The following is a 19,378-nucleotide window of genomic DNA, read 5'->3' as shown; positions in this document are numbered from 1 at the left end:
CAACCAGTTTTGATTCTTCTCTTGTGTAGTTCACGGTAGCACTACGCTCATTAATTGATTTTTCCATCCCCTTACCTAGATATTCAATTTGATACTGAAGTCTGGCATAGATTTCGTATAACTGATACGGATATCTTTTTTCCGTTACCGTTACTTTTTCTTTTGCTTTCTTTTCATAGACTGTTTCATTGTCCCCTATTGATTCTTTCTTCTTGTCTTTCTTGGTGTCTTCTTCCGTCTCTATACCCTTGTACTTGTCATTCTCTTTCCTCTTCATTTCCTCTTCATACTTTAATTGTGCTAACGCCATTCTTAGCTGTTTCTCAATTTGTTCATCGCTATAATGCAACTGTTTCATGTCTTTTATCATCTTATCTGCTTTAAACTCTTTATCTACTTGTCTGAACTCTGACTGTGTAAGTCCATATGTTTCGGTTGTACAACCTGCTAATAACATAACAGGTAAGGTTAATGTTACAAGTATCTTTGCTTTCATTTTCTGCTACCCCTATAAAAAGCAGCAACTATACAGTTGCTGCTTCTAAAATTTCTTTTTGTATTTCAACACGCTTAACTTGGTGGGGGTCTTTTGAAAGAATTGTAAAAGCATATCCTTCACTAAATAAGGTTTGTCCTTCCTGGATATCATAATTCTGCATTAGAATCCAACCACCAATTGTATCAACATCACTATCATTCATATGTAATCCTAACAAATCATTTATTTCACTAATACGCACTTTACCTTCTACGACAATATGATCATTATTCATTTTTTGAATTGGTGAAAGCTCATCTCCATCATATTCATCACGGATTTCGCCTACAATTTCTTCTAGTATATCCTCAATTGTTACCAAACCAGCTGTACCGCCGTATTCATCATATAATACAGCCAATGGAATACGTTTCGTTTGCATTTTTAATAATAAATCATGTATTGGTATGGTTTCTATTGCTACAATTACTGGACGCGTATACGAGGAAATAGATTTAAATTCTTTTGATTCATTACTCATATAACGAATCAAGAAATCTTTCACATTCACCATGCCAATGATTTCATCTTTGTCTTCTCCAAATACAGGGTAGCGTGTGTACTTTTCATTACGGATTATATTTATATGATCCGCTAAAGAATTCTCTACATGAAGCCCTATAATTTCTGTACGAGGGACCATTATTTCTTTTGCAATACGATTATCAAATTCAAAAATATTATTTACATATTTATATTCAGCTTGATTAATCTCTCCACGTTGATAACTTTCCGAAAGAATCAATCGTAATTCTTCTTCTGTATGTACGACATCATGCTCTGATGCTGGTTTTAAACCAAATAGTCTTGTTATCATCCTTGCAGAGCCATTCAACAATCGAATAAACGGATACATGATTTTGTGGAACCAGATAAGCGGAGCTGAAAGCAATAAAGTAACCTTCTCAGCCTTTTGAATCGCAAATGTTTTGGGTGCCAATTCACCAACTACAACATGTAAGTACGTCATAAAAGTAAAAGCAATTCCTAAAGATAATACACCTGCAATGGAAGGGTTGATATTCCACTTATCAAATAAAGGATGTAAAAGTCTCTCAATGGTTGGTTCACCTAATGCCCCTAGTCCCATTGCTGTCACTGTAATACCTAATTGACAAGCTGACAAATATTCATCCAGATTTGACGTTACTTTCTTAGCTGCCAACGCACCCTTCTTTCCTTCTAATACAAATTGATCAATCTTTGATCCTCTTACTTTTACAATAGCAAACTCAATTGCCACGAAAAACGCGGTACATGCGACTAAAACCGCTACCATAATTAAATTAAATATGTCCAACTAATCCCCTTAGTTTCGTAAAAACTAAAGGATTCACCTCCTAATATATTTTCACTTTCCCTACTTACTATTTATTAACTGCGTGTAATATAAGATTGTTTACAATCTACATTCTCAAAATAATAAGAGGTACTCTAAGAAAATCGAGGTTATTTAGCCAACTATCCGAGTCAACGTCTGAGTCCAATACATATCCACCGCCTAAATTAAATTATCTATATGTTAGCATAGGTAATAAATTACAGTCAACACTTATATTTCAAATACTTAGAAATTGATTTAAAGAACTTCCCTCCTATCCTTTTCTTCCCTCACTACCTAATATAGCTAACACTGTTTATAACCTAAACACTCCAACTACATTAGGCCGCTCTCTCTTTCATTCTGCGTATTTTTAATTCATAAATATTTTTCAAAAACCACTTCATAAAAGAACGTAAGTTCGTGTATAACAAGAACAGATGTTCTTGTTGTTGGGAGGAATTATGATGTATGACTATTCAATTTTACCGAATAGAATCATTTTATGTGTTGATCTTCGAAGCTTTTATGCCTCAGTTAGTTGTATTAAATTGGGCTTAGATCCACTTCATACAAAATTAGCTGTAGTCGGGGATGTAAATAGAAACGGTTCAATTGTTCTAGCCGCAACTCCACCATTAAAAGCAATGGGTGTAAAGAAGATGGCAAGGCTATACGAGATTCCTCGGCAAAAAGATATTCTTATTGTGAATCCCATTATGGGAACATATATTAAATGCTCCAATTACATAACGAAGTTAGCTCTACAATATGTTCCTATTGAAGACTTTCATCAATACAGCATTGATGAATTTTTTATGGATATTACCGATAGCATCCATCTATTTGCCCGAAATCCACATGAATTTGCATTTCAGTTTAAACGTGAAATATATGAACATACACGAATTGAATGCACAATCGGAATTGGTCCTAACCTATTGATGAGTAAGGTCGCTTTAGATATTGAAGCAAAGCAAAGTACAGACGGAATTGCTTATTGGAAATACGAAGATGTACCTACAAAATTATGGATCATACGGCCACTTAGTAAGTTTTGGGGAATTTCACATAAAACTGAAACAAAGTTAAATCGAAAAGGAATACATTCAATTGGAGATTTAGCTAATTATCCTCTTAAATATTTAAAACAAAGCTTTGGCGTGATTGGAGAAGAATTACACTTACATAGCCATGGAATTGACTTTAGTCGCATTTCAGAAAAATATGTTCCTGCCACAACTTCTATTGGAAAAAGCCAAATTCTAATGCGTGACTACACAATAGAAGAATTTCCGATTATCCTGCTGGAACATACCGAAGAAGTTTGCTATCGATTAAGACAACAAAACAAACTTGCTCGAACCGTTCATTTCTCTGTTGGTTATAGCAAGAATAATGCAGGTGGCATTAGAAAAACACATAGTTTAAACCGTCCTACAAATTTAACAATGGATATTTATCATATCTGTACATACTTTTTACATCAGCAATATACTGGCGAACCCATTCGTAGCATAAACATATCTTTAACAAACCTAATTCAAGAAGGGGAAGAACAAATTTCTCTTTTTGATGATGTCACAAAACGAGAACAAGAAGTGAAGTTGACAAAAGTAATGGATGAAATACGCACAAAGTTTGGGAAAAACAGTATTTTACGAGGGATTTCCTACACGCATAGCGCTACAGCTAGACACAGAAACACACTAATAGGAGGACATAAATCATGAGTAACACCAATATGCCAAAAGGAAGAGGAATGGTCAAATGGTCTCCGTTCGCAGCAATGCCAGAACAATTCGCCGGAATACGTGAAATAATCAAAGAGAAAAATAAAATAGCACGTCCCATTTTAACCTCTGAAGAAAAAGAAATGATTGAGAACATGCTTTTATGTTCCTTATTATCCGAAGAAGAAATACTAATTACATATTATGAAGGCGGCTATTTACTTACTAACTATATGACCATCATTGATATAGATCCGTTAAATAACGCTATCATATGTACGGATGCTTTCTATAATAAGTTGACACTACAATTTTCGGATATACTTGATGTAAAATAGAATAGATTTAAACGTTTGGATTGTTATAAAGGAGTGTATAAAATGCAAGGGAATCAGATAAGAAAGAATACAGCAAGAACAGTTATTCATAACAATATAAATAACTATCCCTATTTAAATATACCTATGATTATTAATGAGAATGATGGAATAACTTACGAGGTTTTAAGCGCTGGTTTTCATAATAATGATGCAGTAGCAATGATAACAACGGACGGTTTCGCTACAACTAGGGTAAATACACCAATCGTAACAGTAAAAAACGATGATAGTAGTATCCAAGCATTCCGCTTACCTTTAGAATTGGATTATTGGGTGCTTTCATGTATGCGCGCTGCTTCAAAAGGAAAAAATCCGTTCCCATGTAAAGTTGCTTTTGGAATCATTGATACTAAATGTCATGTGGAATTCAAGTAAAAAAAGAGTAAATTAATTTGTTCCTTTTATAATTTTTGGGACATTTATTTTTCTTAAGTTGATGGGCATGTAGCAGTATCCCTCACTATTAAATTTCAAGTGCATGAAAATGAGGAAAAGTTTAAAATAATTTATATACAAATGAAATAATCCCGCCAGAGTATCAAACTGTATACAATTTGCCTTTTCACACTAAAAAATGATACTAAGGTCATTGAAAGGCACCTCAGGGTGTCTTTTTCTTAATTCTAATCCGCGGTAACAAATTCATATTTTTTATATAAAAAATGGAAAAAATATTTTATAATTCTATTTAGATTAATATTACGTTTTTGATATAAAACTTATAAAAAATGGCGGTGATTGATTTTATGTTTAATATTTCAAAGGGTGCGATGATAGATACAATAAACAATATGATTTACAACATTGCTCTTTATGTCTTTGTATTTATTATTTGCATGTGGATTTTAGTATGTATTGTTCGATTATTTGTAAGGGGATTATCTAGAGTAATACCTATAACGTATACACCTTCGTTGCAATCTAAAGGAACTGGAAAAAGAAAACAAAATAAAAAAAGGAATACGTCTTATAGAGTTCAATCAGTTGGAAAGAAAGCAAATACAAATAAAGTTGTAAATTCTGATTTGGATGATGAAGATGATTTTAACGACTATTATGACGACTACAGTTCCCCTAGCTATTATAGCTCTTCTAATAGTTCAAGTTCTGAAAGTTCATATAGTAACTCCAATTATAACAGCACTTCTAGTTACAAAAATGAAGATTCCTCTAGGTATGATAGTCCCTCTTATAATTCTAGTTATAATAGTAACTCAGATGAAAATGATTACTAATAAAATACTAACTTGCATGATAGTGCACAATCTATTTGTCATAAGAATGCACACATCCATGCATTAAAAATATATTAAATTGCAACAATCATTTTGGTTAGAAATCTTATCCATAACATTAAACTTAATATGGTTCCATACGGAGAAAGACGCCTTTGGTGTCTTTTCTTTGTATGGATCAGTACCAAGCTTCTAATATATTACGTAAGAACTTGACGCTATTTTAAAGCGAATGCTGCCCCTGCTGCTACATGAGTCGGTCCTCTCAAATATATCCTCCTTTCTATTATTCAAGCTTTATCTCAGCAGTTGGCGAAAATATAATATCCTTTCACCCAGCGCTCTTTTAACCATCTCAGTTTATATTCCATGCTTGGTATATGAGTTGCTGCAGAATCCATTAAGTTATATCTATCTAAAATCTCCAAACATCTAATAGGGCTTGTTAAAGTATTTAGAAATTCCAAGTCCTCGCTTTCAAGAGACTTCCATACAATTCCTTTAAAATTAATTGGCAGCATTTCTAATATCATATCTCTTTCCAAACCTGATGTTTCTAAGAAATTTTGAAGATGCGAGAGAGATAAATAACTCCAGTTTGTACTTTGGTATTCTTCCCTTAAAATTGTATATCGATCTAAGTCATTACAATTTAATTCATAACTCTTTATTGCTTCTATTCCCCATTTCATCTTTTTCCCCCACAATCATTATTTCCTTGACACTCCCACGGCTAAAGCCGCAAGTCCTACACCTTACGGTGTAACGGATGGGATTCTTGAATGACTAAGCATTCGCAGTCCATTTCTGTTTTGAACAGCCTTCAAGATGAGGGTGTGCCATCACCCCTCCTAAGACAGACCATATAGGTTCTTAGGCTGATTGACTATTACCGCCAACCACAGTTGCGTAGCGAATATTCATCGCCCCAACGATATCACGATGTTTCTCAAATCCACATTGGCACTTGTATTTTCTGTCTTGCGCCTTGTTCTTTTCAGAACATTTCGGACATGTTTGACTTGTATAAGAAGGGTCCACATATTCGACCTTTATGCCAACTAATGTCGCTTTGTACTCGATGAATTGTGCTAAACGATGGAATGACCAAGTGTGTAGATTTTTTTCGTTTTTACGGCTTGTTCGTGCCGTCTGTCTAATGTTCGTTAGTTGCTCTAATCGAATGACAGAAATATTATTATCCGTTGCAAAATCAACGATTACACGACTTACTTTGTGGTCTTGGTCTTGCATCCATCTTTGTTCTTTATCATCAAGTTGACGAAGGGCATTCAGTTTCTTAGCTTCTCCTAACTTCTTGCGAACACTGCGAAACTTACGTTTCATAAATTTGTTTTGCCTACCGTTCCCGAAGAAACGAACTTTATCATCATCTGTGATGGCTACCGCAGGAACTTTAAGACCTAAGTCTACTCCTAAAATCTTTGTTCCCGTTTTTTCGTTTGTAGGAATCGTGACAGATATTTGAGCAATCCATTTAGCAGATTTCTTCGTGATACGGAGTGTACCTAACTTGTGCTTCAACAATTCGAAATTGCGATTATATTTGTCTATTAATAAAGCGCGAACCTTTAAACGAGTTGACTTTCCGTTTACCATAAACGGAATTGAAATGTGCGTGAAGTCAAATGAATAGTTTTGGTTATTCCATACACAAACAGGTCTTTTTAGAATCGGAACGATTTTGTATTTACTCTTTTTCACCTTTGTAGAAAACACACTTTTCGCATCTTTAATTGCTTGATTTTTCACCGCACTTGGGATATTGGCTTCAATATCCTTTGTACTTTTCTTCGTGCTTTTCTTTGATTCAACCATTTCAGATACAAGGGCATTAATGACTTTTATATACTCGTGGCTACTTTGTTCCAATAGCATGATTTGTTGTTTTGTTGGAAGCAATTTAACTTTAACTGTGATGGTTTGTGGCACAAGTTTCACCCCCTCGTTTTTTGATTTTCAACATAATGTTTTATTGTCTCACTTGATACATTTCCAGCAGTAGAAACAAAATAAGAACGCGTCCATAGGCTCGGCAAGTGTTGAAGATGAGGAAACTCTTCTCTCAAACGTTTTGATGTCACTCCTTTAATTTTTGCCATTGTATCAGCAGGACTAAGTGTTGGTGGTGTATTTAAGAACAAGTGAACGTGGTCTTTGTCGCATTCCATTGCAACAATAGAAACATCCAATTCTCCGCATATTTCTTGAACCAACTCTTTGAAACGTTCTTCTACTTTTGTATTAAGAAAAATCTTTCTTCTGTATCGTGGGCAAAACACAAAATGATAGTTAATTAATGACACGGTTGTTTTGATTCTTCTATAATCATTCATCATGTTTGTATTGTATCAGTTGGATTATAAAACTGCAACACGAAAGATAAAAAAATAAAAGATACCAACATTTTGGATACTTAGAGTGCCACAAACCTTGCGGCTTTTAGTAGCACTCCTTATCCAATCTCACTTTCATCCCCTGCCTAAACGCGAGGGGCTTTCTCGTTCGGGAAGGGCTGTAACTAATTCTTTAAAGAAAAAATCTGGATATTTTTTATATATAAATATTAATGTAGATAATATAGTTACCGGAATGACTGTACAAAATGTAATTAATTTCTTTTGAATCCCTGACATAAATAAAATACATGCAATAGATGCTGCGTATAAAAACACCATACCTGTATCTGGCTGACTGTATACTAAAGAAATAGGAGGAATCGAAACTAACATAATTTTTCCGACCAATATGAAATCAGTTTTATATGTCCGAATCATATATTTGGCGTTATGATTCACTACTAAATTGGCGACAAATATAATAAGTGCAATTTTGAAAAACTCCGATGGTTGAATTTGACCGATAACAGGAAATTGAAACCATCTTTTTGCTCCTAATTTAACGGGAGTAAACGTTGACTCCGGTAGTATTTTTAATATAACAATTGCCACAGACCCAACAATATACAATGGCCAAGAGAACTTTTGCCATTGATCCCAATCAATACTTGCAACAAATATTAACAGTACAAAACCAATTATATAGTTCCTACCTTGCTGCAATGCAAAGTTTGTGCTTCCATACTGACCAGTTTGTTGACTACTATAAATTGCAGCGGTACTAATAATACAAAACATGCATAAAATTAAAATTAGTTTTGTATCTAGACTCCTTAATAATACTATTATTTTACTCATGAAACCCTCCTGTAGTACTCAATAAATTCCACGCTCCATAATAATTACTAGTACCCTTTTTATAAGATTTTTTGTTATTCAAATGAAAATTACATTATTATGTTATAACGCGAAATTTTATTTTATCTAAACTTTCTCTTAAGGTTTCACTTTAAATAGTTAAAGTAATAATAAGTAAATCTTAATTTTTCCTAAACTAAAATGAACAAGTCCTTATTATCCAGAATTACTTTTCTTCTTTAAAACTTCCTCATTTCCTTTCGTTCCAAATAACTGTTTAAAAGCAAAATCAATACGTAAATTTACTAATTTAGTGGATATGGATTTTCTCTCCCTGTCTATATTCTTATTGTACATAAAAAAAGGTAGTACATTTAAACAGGCTCTTACGTTACCTCACATAAGAGCCTGCCTACATTGACAAAAAATTAATGGTTCTGAGCAAAAACAATTGCAAGTGACATCGTTTTTGTCCAGAACCTTTATTTTCATCTATTCTTTTTCTGGCCAAATTTTCGCGTTTGGTTCTAATAACCACTTGTGGTCTTCCTCCATGATACGGTCATTCCATGGGTTATTCTCAAGATGTCGAATCATCCAACAAAAATACATTGCATATCCAGGTGCCGTTGCTTGCGGGTGGTCTAGCTCACCTGGAATTGTAATAAAACTATTATGTACAACGCGATAAGCATCCTCCCCAACCATTGCACATCCAAATCCCTGTGGCTTGTTAAAGCGATAATAATATACCTCCGGTTGATCATGGTGATGCGGTGGATAACTGGACCATCTCCCTGGATAAGAAATAACTTCTCCTACAACCATATTCGAATATGCTGCATTGTTATAGTCAAAAATTGTACGAATAACACGCTGAGCTGTTCCCTCCCATACGCCTTCTCCAGCTACGACACTTTGACAATCATTTGGAGTATATAACTTTGACGCAAATTCTTGGTCATTATCTGTTTTTTGGACAAGCACTTCACTATCTGAAAGAGCAGTAATTGTAACCTTCACATTTTTAGCCACATGTAAACACCAAGGGTTTTCTTCAAAAACAGACTGCCTTTGAATAACTTTTTCCATTCCATCCCACTCTAAACGTATTGCCCCTTCTAGTAAAAGTACTGCCGTTTCATTTTTATTATCAAATAGCAGCTCTTCTTTTCCATTAGACATCTTATATATGCCTATATCCATTAACATATCACTGCATTGACCGTTCATTTCTGTTAATACATTATACCCTTCATTTAATTCACCTAATTTTCCTAACACGGCTTTCTCCCCCTTTTAATTAATGGCTACTCTATCATTCTCTATCTTTGTCAGCTAACTAAATTATGAGTTCCTTCTATTAATTAATGAAGAAACCTTTTCTGGTTGTGCTTTGTTTTCACTTCCGAAAATGAGCATATGATTTTTAACGTTTTCGTATGCGGCCTCAATTACATCTTGATGATACATAAAGTAATCTGAATAAGGAGTATTTAGGACAGCAGTGTTAACCGTAGAAACTATATTCTGAAACGTCGCTGTTGCTACATTAATTTTTCGAACACCATGTTGAATACATTGCTTGAAATCCTCTGTACTAATGCCAGACCTACCATGTAATACTAAAGGAATATCGACTATCCCATTAATCTCCTGCAAGCGGTCTAATCGTAAATCAGGGTCTCCATTGTACATCCCGTGCGCATTTCCAATTGCAACAGCTAACGCATCAACGTCTGTTTCTTCTGCAAATCTTTTTGCTTCTTTAGTACTTGTCAGCATCATTTCAATATCTTCTGATCCGTCCTCACTACCACCTACTCTGCCAATCTCAGCCTCTACTGTCGCTCCGTACTGTTTCGCAAGTTCTACAATTTCTTTTGTCTTTTGTATATTTTCCTCTAACGGATAATGAGAGCCATCAAACATAACCGAACTAAAACCAATTTCTAACGTCTCTTTAATTTTTTCAAACGTCATACCGTGATCAAAGTGAACTGCTACTGGAACAGTTGCTTTTTTCGCTGCAGCTACCATCAAAGGACCAATCATATGAATTGGCGAATGATTCAAACGAACTTCCGCAATTTGTAGAATAAGCGGCGAACTTAACTCTTCAGCTGCTCGAATAGCTCCCATTACCATTTCCATATTAGCGACACTAAAAGCACCAACCCCATAATTCTCTTGATTTGCCTTTATTAAAATATCCTTCATTTGAACTAATGGCATTACACATTCACCTTTTTCTATATTATTTATTAAATGTAAAATCAACCGTCACGTCTTTTTACCCCTTTTGTAAGAAGACATGTTGATTACCATACCATTTACTTAGGGATAATCTTAAAATGCTTAAATTACAAACCTGCTTTTTCTTGTATAAATTTTCGAGCTTTTAATGCGTATTCAAAAGGATTTGCTAAAGCTGGGTCTTGCTCTGCTTCTACCACAAACCATCCTTTATACTCAGAGTTCGCAAGGGTATTAAACACTTCATCAAATACAATTACGCCATCTCCAGGAACTGTAAATGCACCATTCTTCACTGCCTGTAAGAAGCTTAAATTGCTTTCCTTTACAGCATCTACTACTTCCTGGCGAATATCTTTTAAATGTACATGTTTAATACGAGGTAAATATTTTTTCAAAACATAAAGCGGCTCTTCTCCTGAAAAAACAAGATGACCTGTATCAAAAAGTAGGGATACAAGCTCTGGATTCGTCATATCCATTAACTTTTCAATTTCTGCCGTTGTTTGAACACCCGTACCCATATGGTGATGGTATACAATATGTAGCCCCTTTTCCTGAGCTAATTTACCGAGGTGATGTAACCCATCCGCTAGCTTTTCCCACTCTTCTTCTGTAAAAACGGGCTTGTTTTGAAATAGCGGTACATCCATTAAACCTTGAATACTATGTCCTTGCTCTGAAACAACGATGACTTTTGCACCCATGTCATGCAAGAAATCCCTATGCTTAATAAATTCTTCTACCGTCTCTTCAATCGGCTTCGTTGTTAAAAACGTACTAAACCATGCACTAGCAATCTCCAAGTTTCGTAATTCCAAAGATTTTTTTAATACAACTGTATTTCTCGGGTATTTATTCCCTACTTCACTTCCATTAAATCCAGCTAGTGCCATCTCACTAATACATTGTTCAAACGTATTTTCTGCTCCTAGCTCCGGCATATCATCATTTGTCCAAGCAATTGGTGCAATTCCAAGCTTAATTGTATTTTCTTTGAACATCCCCTTGTCTCTCCTCTTTACAAAATGTTATAGAATCTTGCCCACTTCTCTTATCTGATTGTTAAAAAGAGAGCTTCCTAGACAATATGCATGTAGATAAAAGCTCTCTTTGTGTCCTATCTAATATGATCTTGCCTTTTGCAAGTTACTTACTTTACTCTCATACGAAGCTTGTACACTTGGACTATTAGATACTTCTGCAACACCTACATGCCACCATGAATCGTATCCATTTGTCATTGTTTTTGGTAATACTTTAATATCAATTAATGTAGAAACTGTTTGTTTTTTCGCATCCTTAAGCGCTTCCTGTAATTGTTCCATTGATGTAACTTGATACGTTTTTACGCCATATCCAGCCGCGCTAGCTGCAAAATCTATTTTCATAATAGCCCCGTTTAATTTACGAGTTTCCTGGTTTCGGTAACGAAACTCTGTTCCAAAGCTCCCCATTCCATTACCCATTTGTAAGTTATTAATGCAGCCAAATCCAGAGTTATCAAACAATAAAACATTAATTTTTTTGTTTTCTTGAAGACTTGTGACAAGCTCAGAATGTAGCATTTGGTAACTGCCATCCCCTACCATTGCATATACTTCTTTCGATGGTTCAGCTAGCTTTGCACCAAGTGCACCTGCAACTTCATAGCCCATGCAAGAGTATCCATACTCCATGTGATATGTATTAGGTTTTCTTGCTGCCCACATTCTTTGTAAATCACCTGGAAGACTTCCTGCTGCACCAACAATAATCGAATCTTCGTCAAGTAATGTATTGATTTGTCCAATGACGGCAGTCTGTGTTAATTCTGTACCAAGTGCGTCTACATACTCATTTAAATTCTCATCGAAATGACCTTCAACTTCTGGTTTAAAATCTTGATCTGTAAAGCAAACATTATGTAGACGTGCTAATTCTTTTTCCCAAGCCTCTTTTGCATCAGCGATTTCTACTGTGTAACTAGATTGATACTCAATTGCTTGCAGTTCATCTATTAGAGCAAGAAGCGCTTCTTTCGCATCTGCTATAACCTTTAATGCATCAAGTTTGTTCGCATGGAATTCCGAAATGTTGATGTTTAAAAACTCAACCTCTTTATTCTGGAACAATTGCTTAGATGCCGTTGTAAAATCAGTAAATCTTGTCCCAATTCCAATAACAAGATCCGCTTCCTTTGCAATTGTATTAGCTGCTAAATTTCCAGTTACCCCAATGCCGCCAAGATTATACGGATGATTGCTTTCTATCGCGCTTTTCCCAGCTTGCGTTTCTCCAAATGGAATGCGGAATGCCTCAGCAAACTGTTTGAGTTGTTCTGCCGCTTCTGCGTATCTTACACCACCACCGCAAATCATAACTGGCTTTTTCTTTCTCTTAATCATTTCCACCGCATCCAATAAGCTGGCTTTTGTAGGTAGACGACTTTCAATACGGTGAACACGCTTTTGGAAGAAGTAAATTGGAAAATCCCATGCTTCTCCTTGGACATCTTGTGGTAAACAGATTGTTACAGCTCCTGTATCTGCCGGATTCGTTAAAACACGCATGGCTTGAATCATAGCTGTCATCAATTGTTCAGGACGATTTATCCTGTCCCAGTACTTACTTACTGCACGGAAAGCATCATTCGTAGAAATAGATAAGTCATGTGTTTGTTCAATTTGTTGAAGAACAGGATCAGGCTGTCTCGTTGCAAATACATCACCTGGAAGTAGTAAAACAGGAATATTATTTGCAGAAGCTGTTGCTGCAGAGGTAATCATGTTTGCTGATCCAGGACCAACAGAAGAAGTACAAGCCATTATTTGTTTTCTATGTTTTTGTTTAGCAAAGGCCATCGCAGCATTTGCCATCCCTTGTTCGTTTCTCCCTTGATATACTTCTAATTCCCCTGCATCTTCTTCTAAAGCTTGACCTAGGCCTACTACATTTCCATGACCAAAAATTGTAAAGATTCCCTTAATAAACTTTTGTTGCTTTCCATCAAACTCTACATATTGCTGATTTAAAAATTTCACCAATGCTTGCGCCGTCGTCATTCTAACCGTTTGCATATGATTTGCTCCTTTCTATCTCTATCCGTCATTCTGCATATGAAAAAGGAGTATCAGGAATTTGATAGACTCCTAATACTTCCTTCTTATGTTTTACTACTTCCGTTACTTTCGCTTACAAGCACCTAGAGAGATTCTACTTCTCTCTTCTTGATTACTTTTCCCAACGAGATGTAAGCATTTTCTTTCTCGTATAAAACTCAACGCCGTCAGTACCGTTCGCATGAAGATCTCCATAGAAAGAATCTTTCCAGCCAGAGAACGGGAAGAATGCCATCGGTGCTGGAACCCCAACATTCACACCTAACATACCTGATTCAATTGTTTCACGGAATTGACGTACACTTGCTCCGCTATCTGTATAAATGCAAGCACCATTTGCAAACCGAGACTCATTGGCAATTTCAATCGCTTCATCCAATGATTTCACACGAACAATAGATAAAACAGGAGCAAAAATCTCATCTTGCCAGATTTTCATTTCTTTTGTAACATGGTCAAAAATTGTTGGACCAACGAAGTAGCCAGCTCCTTTTACAGCTGTATCTTCGCGTCCATCACGAACTAATGTAGCACCCTGCTCTACACCTGAATCGATGTAACCAATTGTACGCTCTTTATGGTTATCACGAATAACTGGGCCTAAAAATACATCTTCATCAAGACCATTGCCAATGACAATTTTATTCGCTTCTTCTACTAATCTATCAACTAATTGATCTGCAATTTCTTCTTCTACTGTAACAACAGAAGCAGCCATACAACGCTCACCAGCTGAACCAAATGCAGCACTAATAATTTGCTTTGTTGCTAGTTCAAGATTCGCATCATTTAATACAATGGAATGGTTTTTCGCACCCGCTAATGCTTGCACGCGTTTTAGGTTTTCTGTTCCTTTTTTGTATACATATTCTGCGACAGGCTGGGAACCTACAAATGAAATTGCCTTCACTAATTTATGTTCCAGAAGACCATTTACTACATCGTGTGCGCCATTTACGATATTTAATACACCTTTAGGTAAACCAGCTTCTTCAGCTAATTCAGCTAATCTTGCTGCTAGAAGTGGTGTACGCTCTGAAGGTTTTAATACAAATGTATTACCACAAGCAATTGCAAGTGGGAACATCCAGCATGGAACCATCATCGGGAAATTAAATGGTGTAATCCCGCCTATAACACCAATTGGGTAACGATACATACCAGACTCAATACCTGTCGCAATATCAGGAAGCTGTTTTCCCATCATTAATGTAGGAGCACCTGCAGCAAACTCCACGCATTCAATACCACGAAGAACTTCACCGTAAGCTTCGTTATAGCTTTTTCCGTTTTCAATCGTAATAAGTTTCGCTAACTCTTCCCAGTTATCTACTAATAATTGTTGATATTTAAATAGAATACGAGCACGTTTTGGCACAGCTGTTTTGGACCAAGATTTGAATGCTTCATTTGCTGCTAATACAGCTTGTTCAACATCTACTTTTGTTGAAAGTGGTACCTGGGCGATTACTTCCCCTGTTGCTGGATTATATACAGCTTCCATCTTAGTTGAAATAGATTCTACCCATTCGCCGCCAATGTAGTTTTTTACAATTTGTGCTGTTTGTACTGTCATATTCATTCTCTCCCTTTTATGTAATGTAGAAGCGTACATAAGATACGCACTTACTTGATTACTCATTTATGATGTTTTTATACAATTTCCTCAGCCGTTTCCATGAATGCTGAAATCTCTGCCCTTGTTGGCATTGCATCAGAACAGCTATGTTTAGAAATAACAATCGAAGCAGAAGCACCACCTAATCGCATCGCCTGAGGAATTTCAAGCCCTTGCATTAGGCCATAAATAAACGCAGAAGCATACGAGTCGCCAGCTCCAAACGTCTTTAATACCTTTGTTTTAAAGATACCGCCACGGTGTGATTGGCCGTCTCTCGTATAAGCGATTGAACCATCCCCGCCGTGCTTAATTACGACGATTTTCGCATGATGAGAAAACCATCTTTCAGCTGTAACTTGGTCATTAGATTGTTCGTAGTTTAATAGTTTTTCCATCATATCGAACTCTTCACGCGTCCCAATAATGACATCAGATTTTTCAGCCGCTAGATTGTAATACACAGCCGTTTCAGCCTCTGATTGCCATGTATACGGGCGGTAATCAACATCAAAAAATACGACTACATCATGTTTACGCGCATATTCTAGCGCTAAAAATACCGCCTCGCGAGAAGGACTTTTCGCTAATGCTGTTCCTGAAATTAAGAGAGCTTTTGATTGTTTAATATAGTCCTCAGAAACTTCTGTTGGATCAAGATTTAAATCTGCGACATTGTCGCGATACATTAAAATACTGCAATCTTCAGGGCTTTTAATTTCTGTGAAAGCTAAACCTGTCACCGCACCAGTACGATCAATACATATCTGATCCGTATTAATATTGTTATCCTTTAAGTATCCTGTAATAAAGCGGCCCATTTGATCATCGGAAACTTTACCGATAAATCCTGTTTGTAAGCCAAGACGCGCCGCACCAATTGCGATATTCGCAGGAGATCCCCCCACATACTTAGTAAACGTTCTTGTTTCTTCCATAGGACGTTGTGTTTCATTGGCATTTAAATCAACGCATAAACGTCCAACTGCAATTAGGTCTAATGGACAATCTTCTTTAAAAATAAGTGGATTCATTGTTTCTACCTCCCATGCTTTATGAAAGAGTGAATGATATGGTTCATATTTTTTATAAACCTACTATTCATAACTCTTTATCTATCTAGAAGTAAGCGCTCTCTTTATTGATTTAATGCAGGCTGTTTATGTTCAATTTGAACAGGTTTTCCTGTTAGTAATGATTCCTTCGCAGCTTTCGCAATTCTTTCTGCCTGTAACCCATCATTACCACTGCAAATAACAGCTTGTCCTTCTATAATTGACTTTGTAAATTGTGTTACTTCTTCAATGTAAGCCTGCGTGTAGCGCTCTAAGAAGAAATAAAGCGGCTTATCTTTTACAACACCTTCTGTTTTTGAAACTTGTACTGTTGTCGGGCAACAATTATCCGCAGTGACCGCCCCTTTTTCACCAAATACTTCAAGACGCTGATCATATCCATAAACAGCTTGGCGGCTATTATCAATTACGCCTAAAGCTCCATTCGCAAATTTCAATGTGACTATTGCTGTATCAACATCATTTACTTCCTGAATGGATGGATCAATTAATGTTGTGCCATATGCAAATACTTCAACAACTTCACTATTCATCACATACCTAGCCATATCAAAATCATGAATCATCATATCCATAAACAATCCACCTGAAGAGCGAACATATTCAATACTTGGCGGTTGTGGATCTCTAGACGTAATTTTTAAAATATGTGGGTGTCCCACTTCTCCTTGTTGAATAAGATCATAGACTTTTCTGAAGTTAGGATCGAAACGACGATTAAAACCTACTTGAAGAGATACGCCTTGTTCTTTTACTACTTCTAATGCATCTAATGTTTCTTCTACTGAGAAACTAACAGGCTTTTCACAGAAAATATGTTTTTTCGCAAGAGCCGCTTCTTTAATAATTTGCGCATGTGTATTTGTTGGTGAACAAATGAATACAGCATCAATTTCTGGATCTGCTAATAAATCCTGATAGTTTGTAGTCAGAGTGGAAATCCCTTTATCCTCAGCCCACTTTTCTAAATGACTAATCACTACATCTGAAACCGCTTTAATTTTTACTTGTGGCATAAGCTGCAAGTTATCAACATGTAGTTTCCCAATTCGTCCAGCCCCAATAATTCCAATCGTTAAAACATTCATATGATTTCTCCCTCTTTATTTAAATTTAAGAAAAAAATGAAAGTCTATAAGGTTTAGCGTAATTATTTAAGTTAAGCGCTTTCCCTATTTTTCTTCATTATACACACTTGATTCTAAATTGAAAACATTTTTATTTTTTTGAATACTTACCTTTTCATCCGAATTTTAAGTTCCTTCAATAAACGTATTACATAAAAATAAAGAATAATAATTAGAAATAAATAATCTAAAAAGCTATAAATATATTCTTTTAGAATACTGATATAACAAAGAAAACCAAGCCTTTTAAATAGTAACCCCCATCTATAAGGTATTTCTTTCTTTTCATACTCACTATTATTTTATTGTCCAATAAGTAAATAGAATGCCTCTATAAAAGAAAGTTGTAAATTGTCAAAAAATTAAATTGACGACCTCACGATGTAAGCGTATACTTTTTTTATCAAAAAGAATTAAGCGCTTAACCAAAAATAACTTATCGGTGGTGGGAGAATGAACGCTATTAGTTCAAACAAAACATTTATGGACAGGATTGGGATCCCTTCTAATTTAACTTGGGGATACATAGGGATTATTGTTTTTATGATTGGGGATGGTTTAGAACAGGGATGGTTATCCCCTTATCTCGTTGAAAAAGGACTAACGCTAGAACACGCTGCTTTCTTGTTTACTATTTACGGAATTACTGTATCTGCTTCTTCTTGGTTTTCAGGGGTATTTGTACAAATGTGGGGACCAAGAAAAGTCATGACGTTTGGTTTAGTATCATTCATTTTAGGTTCAATCGGATTCATCGGTATAGGAATTCAACATATGAATTATCCCGTAATATTAATTTGCTATGCCCTACGAGGGTTTGGTTATCCCTTATTTGCTTATTCTTTTCTAGTTTGGGTATCTTACAGTACACCTCAACAAATGCTTTCAAGAGCAGTTGGCTGGTTTTGGTTCGTATTCCAGCTTGGACTGAGTGTTATCGGGGCCTTTTATTCTAGCTATATGGTTCCTAAAATCGGAGAAATCGCTACTTTATGGAGCGCCTTAATTTTTGTTGTCGTCGGGGGATTATTCTCTATTGTTGTAAATAAGGACAGATTTAAAGCACAAATCGTAAGCGCTAACAAATCAAGTGAATTACTAAAGGGCATTACCATTGCATTTGAAAATCCTAAAGTTGGAATTGGGGGCATTGTTAAAATTATAAACTCGGCCGCTCAGTTTGGATTTGTTGTTTTCCTGCCTACTTACATGATGAAGTATAATTTTACGATGACGGAATGGCTACAAATTTGGGGTACTCTATTTTTTGTAAATATGGTGTTTAATATTATTTTTGGTATCGTTGGAGACAAGTTTGGCTGGGTAAATACGATTAAATGGTTTGGAGGAGTCGGTTGCGGAATTGTAACTCTTGCACTCTATTATGTACCACAAATGGTAGGGCATAATTATTGGGCTATATTATTTGTTGCCTGTTGCTATGGAGCAACACTTGCCGGTTATGTACCTCTTACAGCATTAGTCCCATCTTTATCTCCTGAAAATAAAGGAGCTGCAATGTCTGTCTTAAATTTAGGTTCAGGTTTATCAGCATTCGTTGGGCCATTAGTTGTAACTGCATTCATCGGCCCATTAGGTGTAGGCGGCGTGATGTGGATTTTTGCTGGCTTGTACTTCTTTGGCGCATTTTTAACTCATTTCCTTACTATTCCAAAGGAAAATGAGATGAAGCAGGATTTAAATACGAAAAGCGGTGAGCAATTCTCTGTATAAATCCTATATATAAAAGAAGGTCATCCTAACTATACTTAGTT

At 35.8% G+C, this 19,378-nt stretch carries 16 protein-coding genes and 2 pseudogenes; 5 read left to right on the top strand and 13 right to left on the bottom strand.

All coding sequences use genetic code 11. From position 1 onward, the window contains the following. Positions 1-276: 276 nt before the first annotated feature. Positions 277-496: pseudogene (locus AC241_RS36070) on the bottom strand (hypothetical protein); the annotation flags it as partial. A gap of 28 nt (positions 497-524) precedes the next feature. Continuing rightward, the gene (locus AC241_RS27505; protein ID WP_050844942.1) at positions 525-1,838 is read right to left on the bottom strand and encodes a hemolysin family protein; all 1,314 of its coding nucleotides are present in this window, start codon (positions 1,836-1,838) and stop codon (positions 525-527) included. 488 nt (positions 1,839-2,326) lie between these two features. Here AC241_RS27505 and AC241_RS27500 point away from each other — a divergent pair, with 488 nt between their 5' ends. The 4 genes from AC241_RS27500 (at position 2,327) to AC241_RS33545 (ending at position 5,207) form a co-directional block, all read left to right on the top strand. Then, positions 2,327-3,592: a Y-family DNA polymerase gene (locus tag AC241_RS27500; RefSeq protein ID WP_050844940.1), complete on the top strand. Its 1,266-nt coding sequence runs from the start codon at positions 2,327-2,329 to the stop codon at positions 3,590-3,592. Next, the gene (locus tag AC241_RS27495) at positions 3,589-3,930 is read left to right on the top strand and encodes a YolD-like family protein (RefSeq protein WP_050844938.1); all 342 of its coding nucleotides are present in this window, start codon (positions 3,589-3,591) and stop codon (positions 3,928-3,930) included. The genes AC241_RS27500 and AC241_RS27495 overlap by 4 nt, the downstream gene beginning before the upstream one ends. Positions 3,931-3,972: 42 nt before the next feature. After that, complete coding sequence (locus AC241_RS27490) at positions 3,973-4,347, top strand: hypothetical protein (protein WP_050844936.1); 375 nt, start codon at positions 3,973-3,975, stop codon at positions 4,345-4,347. 353 nt (positions 4,348-4,700) lie between these two features. After that, on the top strand, positions 4,701-5,207 hold the full coding sequence (locus AC241_RS33545) for a hypothetical protein (protein WP_230690626.1): 507 nt from the start codon (positions 4,701-4,703) through the stop codon (positions 5,205-5,207). A gap of 302 nt (positions 5,208-5,509) precedes the next feature. Here AC241_RS33545 and AC241_RS27480 read toward each other — a convergent pair whose 3' ends face one another. From AC241_RS27480 to iolG, 11 genes and pseudogenes are all read right to left on the bottom strand, one after another. Next, the gene (locus AC241_RS27480; RefSeq protein WP_050844934.1) at positions 5,510-5,899 is read right to left on the bottom strand and encodes a hypothetical protein; all 390 of its coding nucleotides are present in this window, start codon (positions 5,897-5,899) and stop codon (positions 5,510-5,512) included. Between the two features lie 181 nt (positions 5,900-6,080). Continuing rightward, positions 6,081-7,160 carry an RNA-guided endonuclease InsQ/TnpB family protein gene (locus AC241_RS27475; RefSeq protein ID WP_050844933.1) on the bottom strand — a complete coding sequence of 360 codons (1,080 nt, stop codon included), beginning with the start codon at positions 7,158-7,160 and terminating at the stop codon, positions 6,081-6,083. A gap of 5 nt (positions 7,161-7,165) precedes the next feature. Next, positions 7,166-7,567, bottom strand: a complete 402-nt coding sequence (gene tnpA, locus AC241_RS27470) for an IS200/IS605 family transposase (RefSeq protein WP_050844931.1) — start codon at positions 7,565-7,567, stop codon at positions 7,166-7,168. Between the two features lie 156 nt (positions 7,568-7,723). Beyond that, positions 7,724-8,425 (bottom strand): annotated as a pseudogene (locus tag AC241_RS27465) (FtsW/RodA/SpoVE family cell cycle protein); the annotation flags it as partial. Between the two features lie 492 nt (positions 8,426-8,917). Beyond that, complete coding sequence (locus AC241_RS27460; RefSeq protein WP_050844930.1) at positions 8,918-9,709, bottom strand: 5-deoxy-glucuronate isomerase; 792 nt, start codon at positions 9,707-9,709, stop codon at positions 8,918-8,920. 63 nt (positions 9,710-9,772) lie between these two features. Beyond that, positions 9,773-10,660, bottom strand: a complete 888-nt coding sequence (locus AC241_RS27455) for a class II fructose-bisphosphate aldolase (protein ID WP_050844928.1) — start codon at positions 10,658-10,660, stop codon at positions 9,773-9,775. A gap of 128 nt (positions 10,661-10,788) precedes the next feature. Further along, positions 10,789-11,685, bottom strand: coding sequence for a myo-inosose-2 dehydratase (gene iolE, locus AC241_RS27450; protein ID WP_050844926.1), 897 nt, complete (start codon positions 11,683-11,685; stop codon positions 10,789-10,791). Positions 11,686-11,805: 120 nt separating this feature from the next. Next, positions 11,806-13,740 (bottom strand): 3D-(3,5/4)-trihydroxycyclohexane-1,2-dione acylhydrolase (decyclizing), encoded by a 1,935-nt coding sequence (iolD, locus tag AC241_RS27445; RefSeq protein ID WP_050844925.1) that lies wholly within the window; start codon positions 13,738-13,740, stop codon positions 11,806-11,808. Between the two features lie 154 nt (positions 13,741-13,894). Then, positions 13,895-15,358, bottom strand: coding sequence for a CoA-acylating methylmalonate-semialdehyde dehydrogenase (locus tag AC241_RS27440; RefSeq protein ID WP_050844923.1), 1,464 nt, complete (start codon positions 15,356-15,358; stop codon positions 13,895-13,897). 77 nt (positions 15,359-15,435) lie between these two features. Then, the gene (iolC, locus tag AC241_RS27435) at positions 15,436-16,434 is read right to left on the bottom strand and encodes a 5-dehydro-2-deoxygluconokinase (RefSeq protein WP_033659598.1); all 999 of its coding nucleotides are present in this window, start codon (positions 16,432-16,434) and stop codon (positions 15,436-15,438) included. A 104-nt stretch (positions 16,435-16,538) separates the two neighbouring features. Further along, the gene (gene iolG / locus AC241_RS27430) at positions 16,539-17,564 is read right to left on the bottom strand and encodes an inositol 2-dehydrogenase (protein WP_050844921.1); all 1,026 of its coding nucleotides are present in this window, start codon (positions 17,562-17,564) and stop codon (positions 16,539-16,541) included. A 492-nt stretch (positions 17,565-18,056) separates the two neighbouring features. Here iolG and AC241_RS27425 point away from each other — a divergent pair, with 492 nt between their 5' ends. Continuing rightward, complete coding sequence (locus AC241_RS27425) at positions 18,057-19,337, top strand: MFS transporter (RefSeq protein WP_050844920.1); 1,281 nt, start codon at positions 18,057-18,059, stop codon at positions 19,335-19,337. Positions 19,338-19,378: the final 41 nt, after the last annotated feature.

Origin of the sequence: Bacillus thuringiensis (assembly GCF_001182785.1) — a bacterium.
GTDB classification, from domain to species: domain Bacteria; phylum Bacillota; class Bacilli; order Bacillales; family Bacillaceae_G; genus Bacillus_A; species Bacillus_A thuringiensis_S.
The sequence above is the reverse complement of the archived record's forward strand: the minus strand, read 5'-3'. Positions and strand labels throughout refer to the sequence as shown.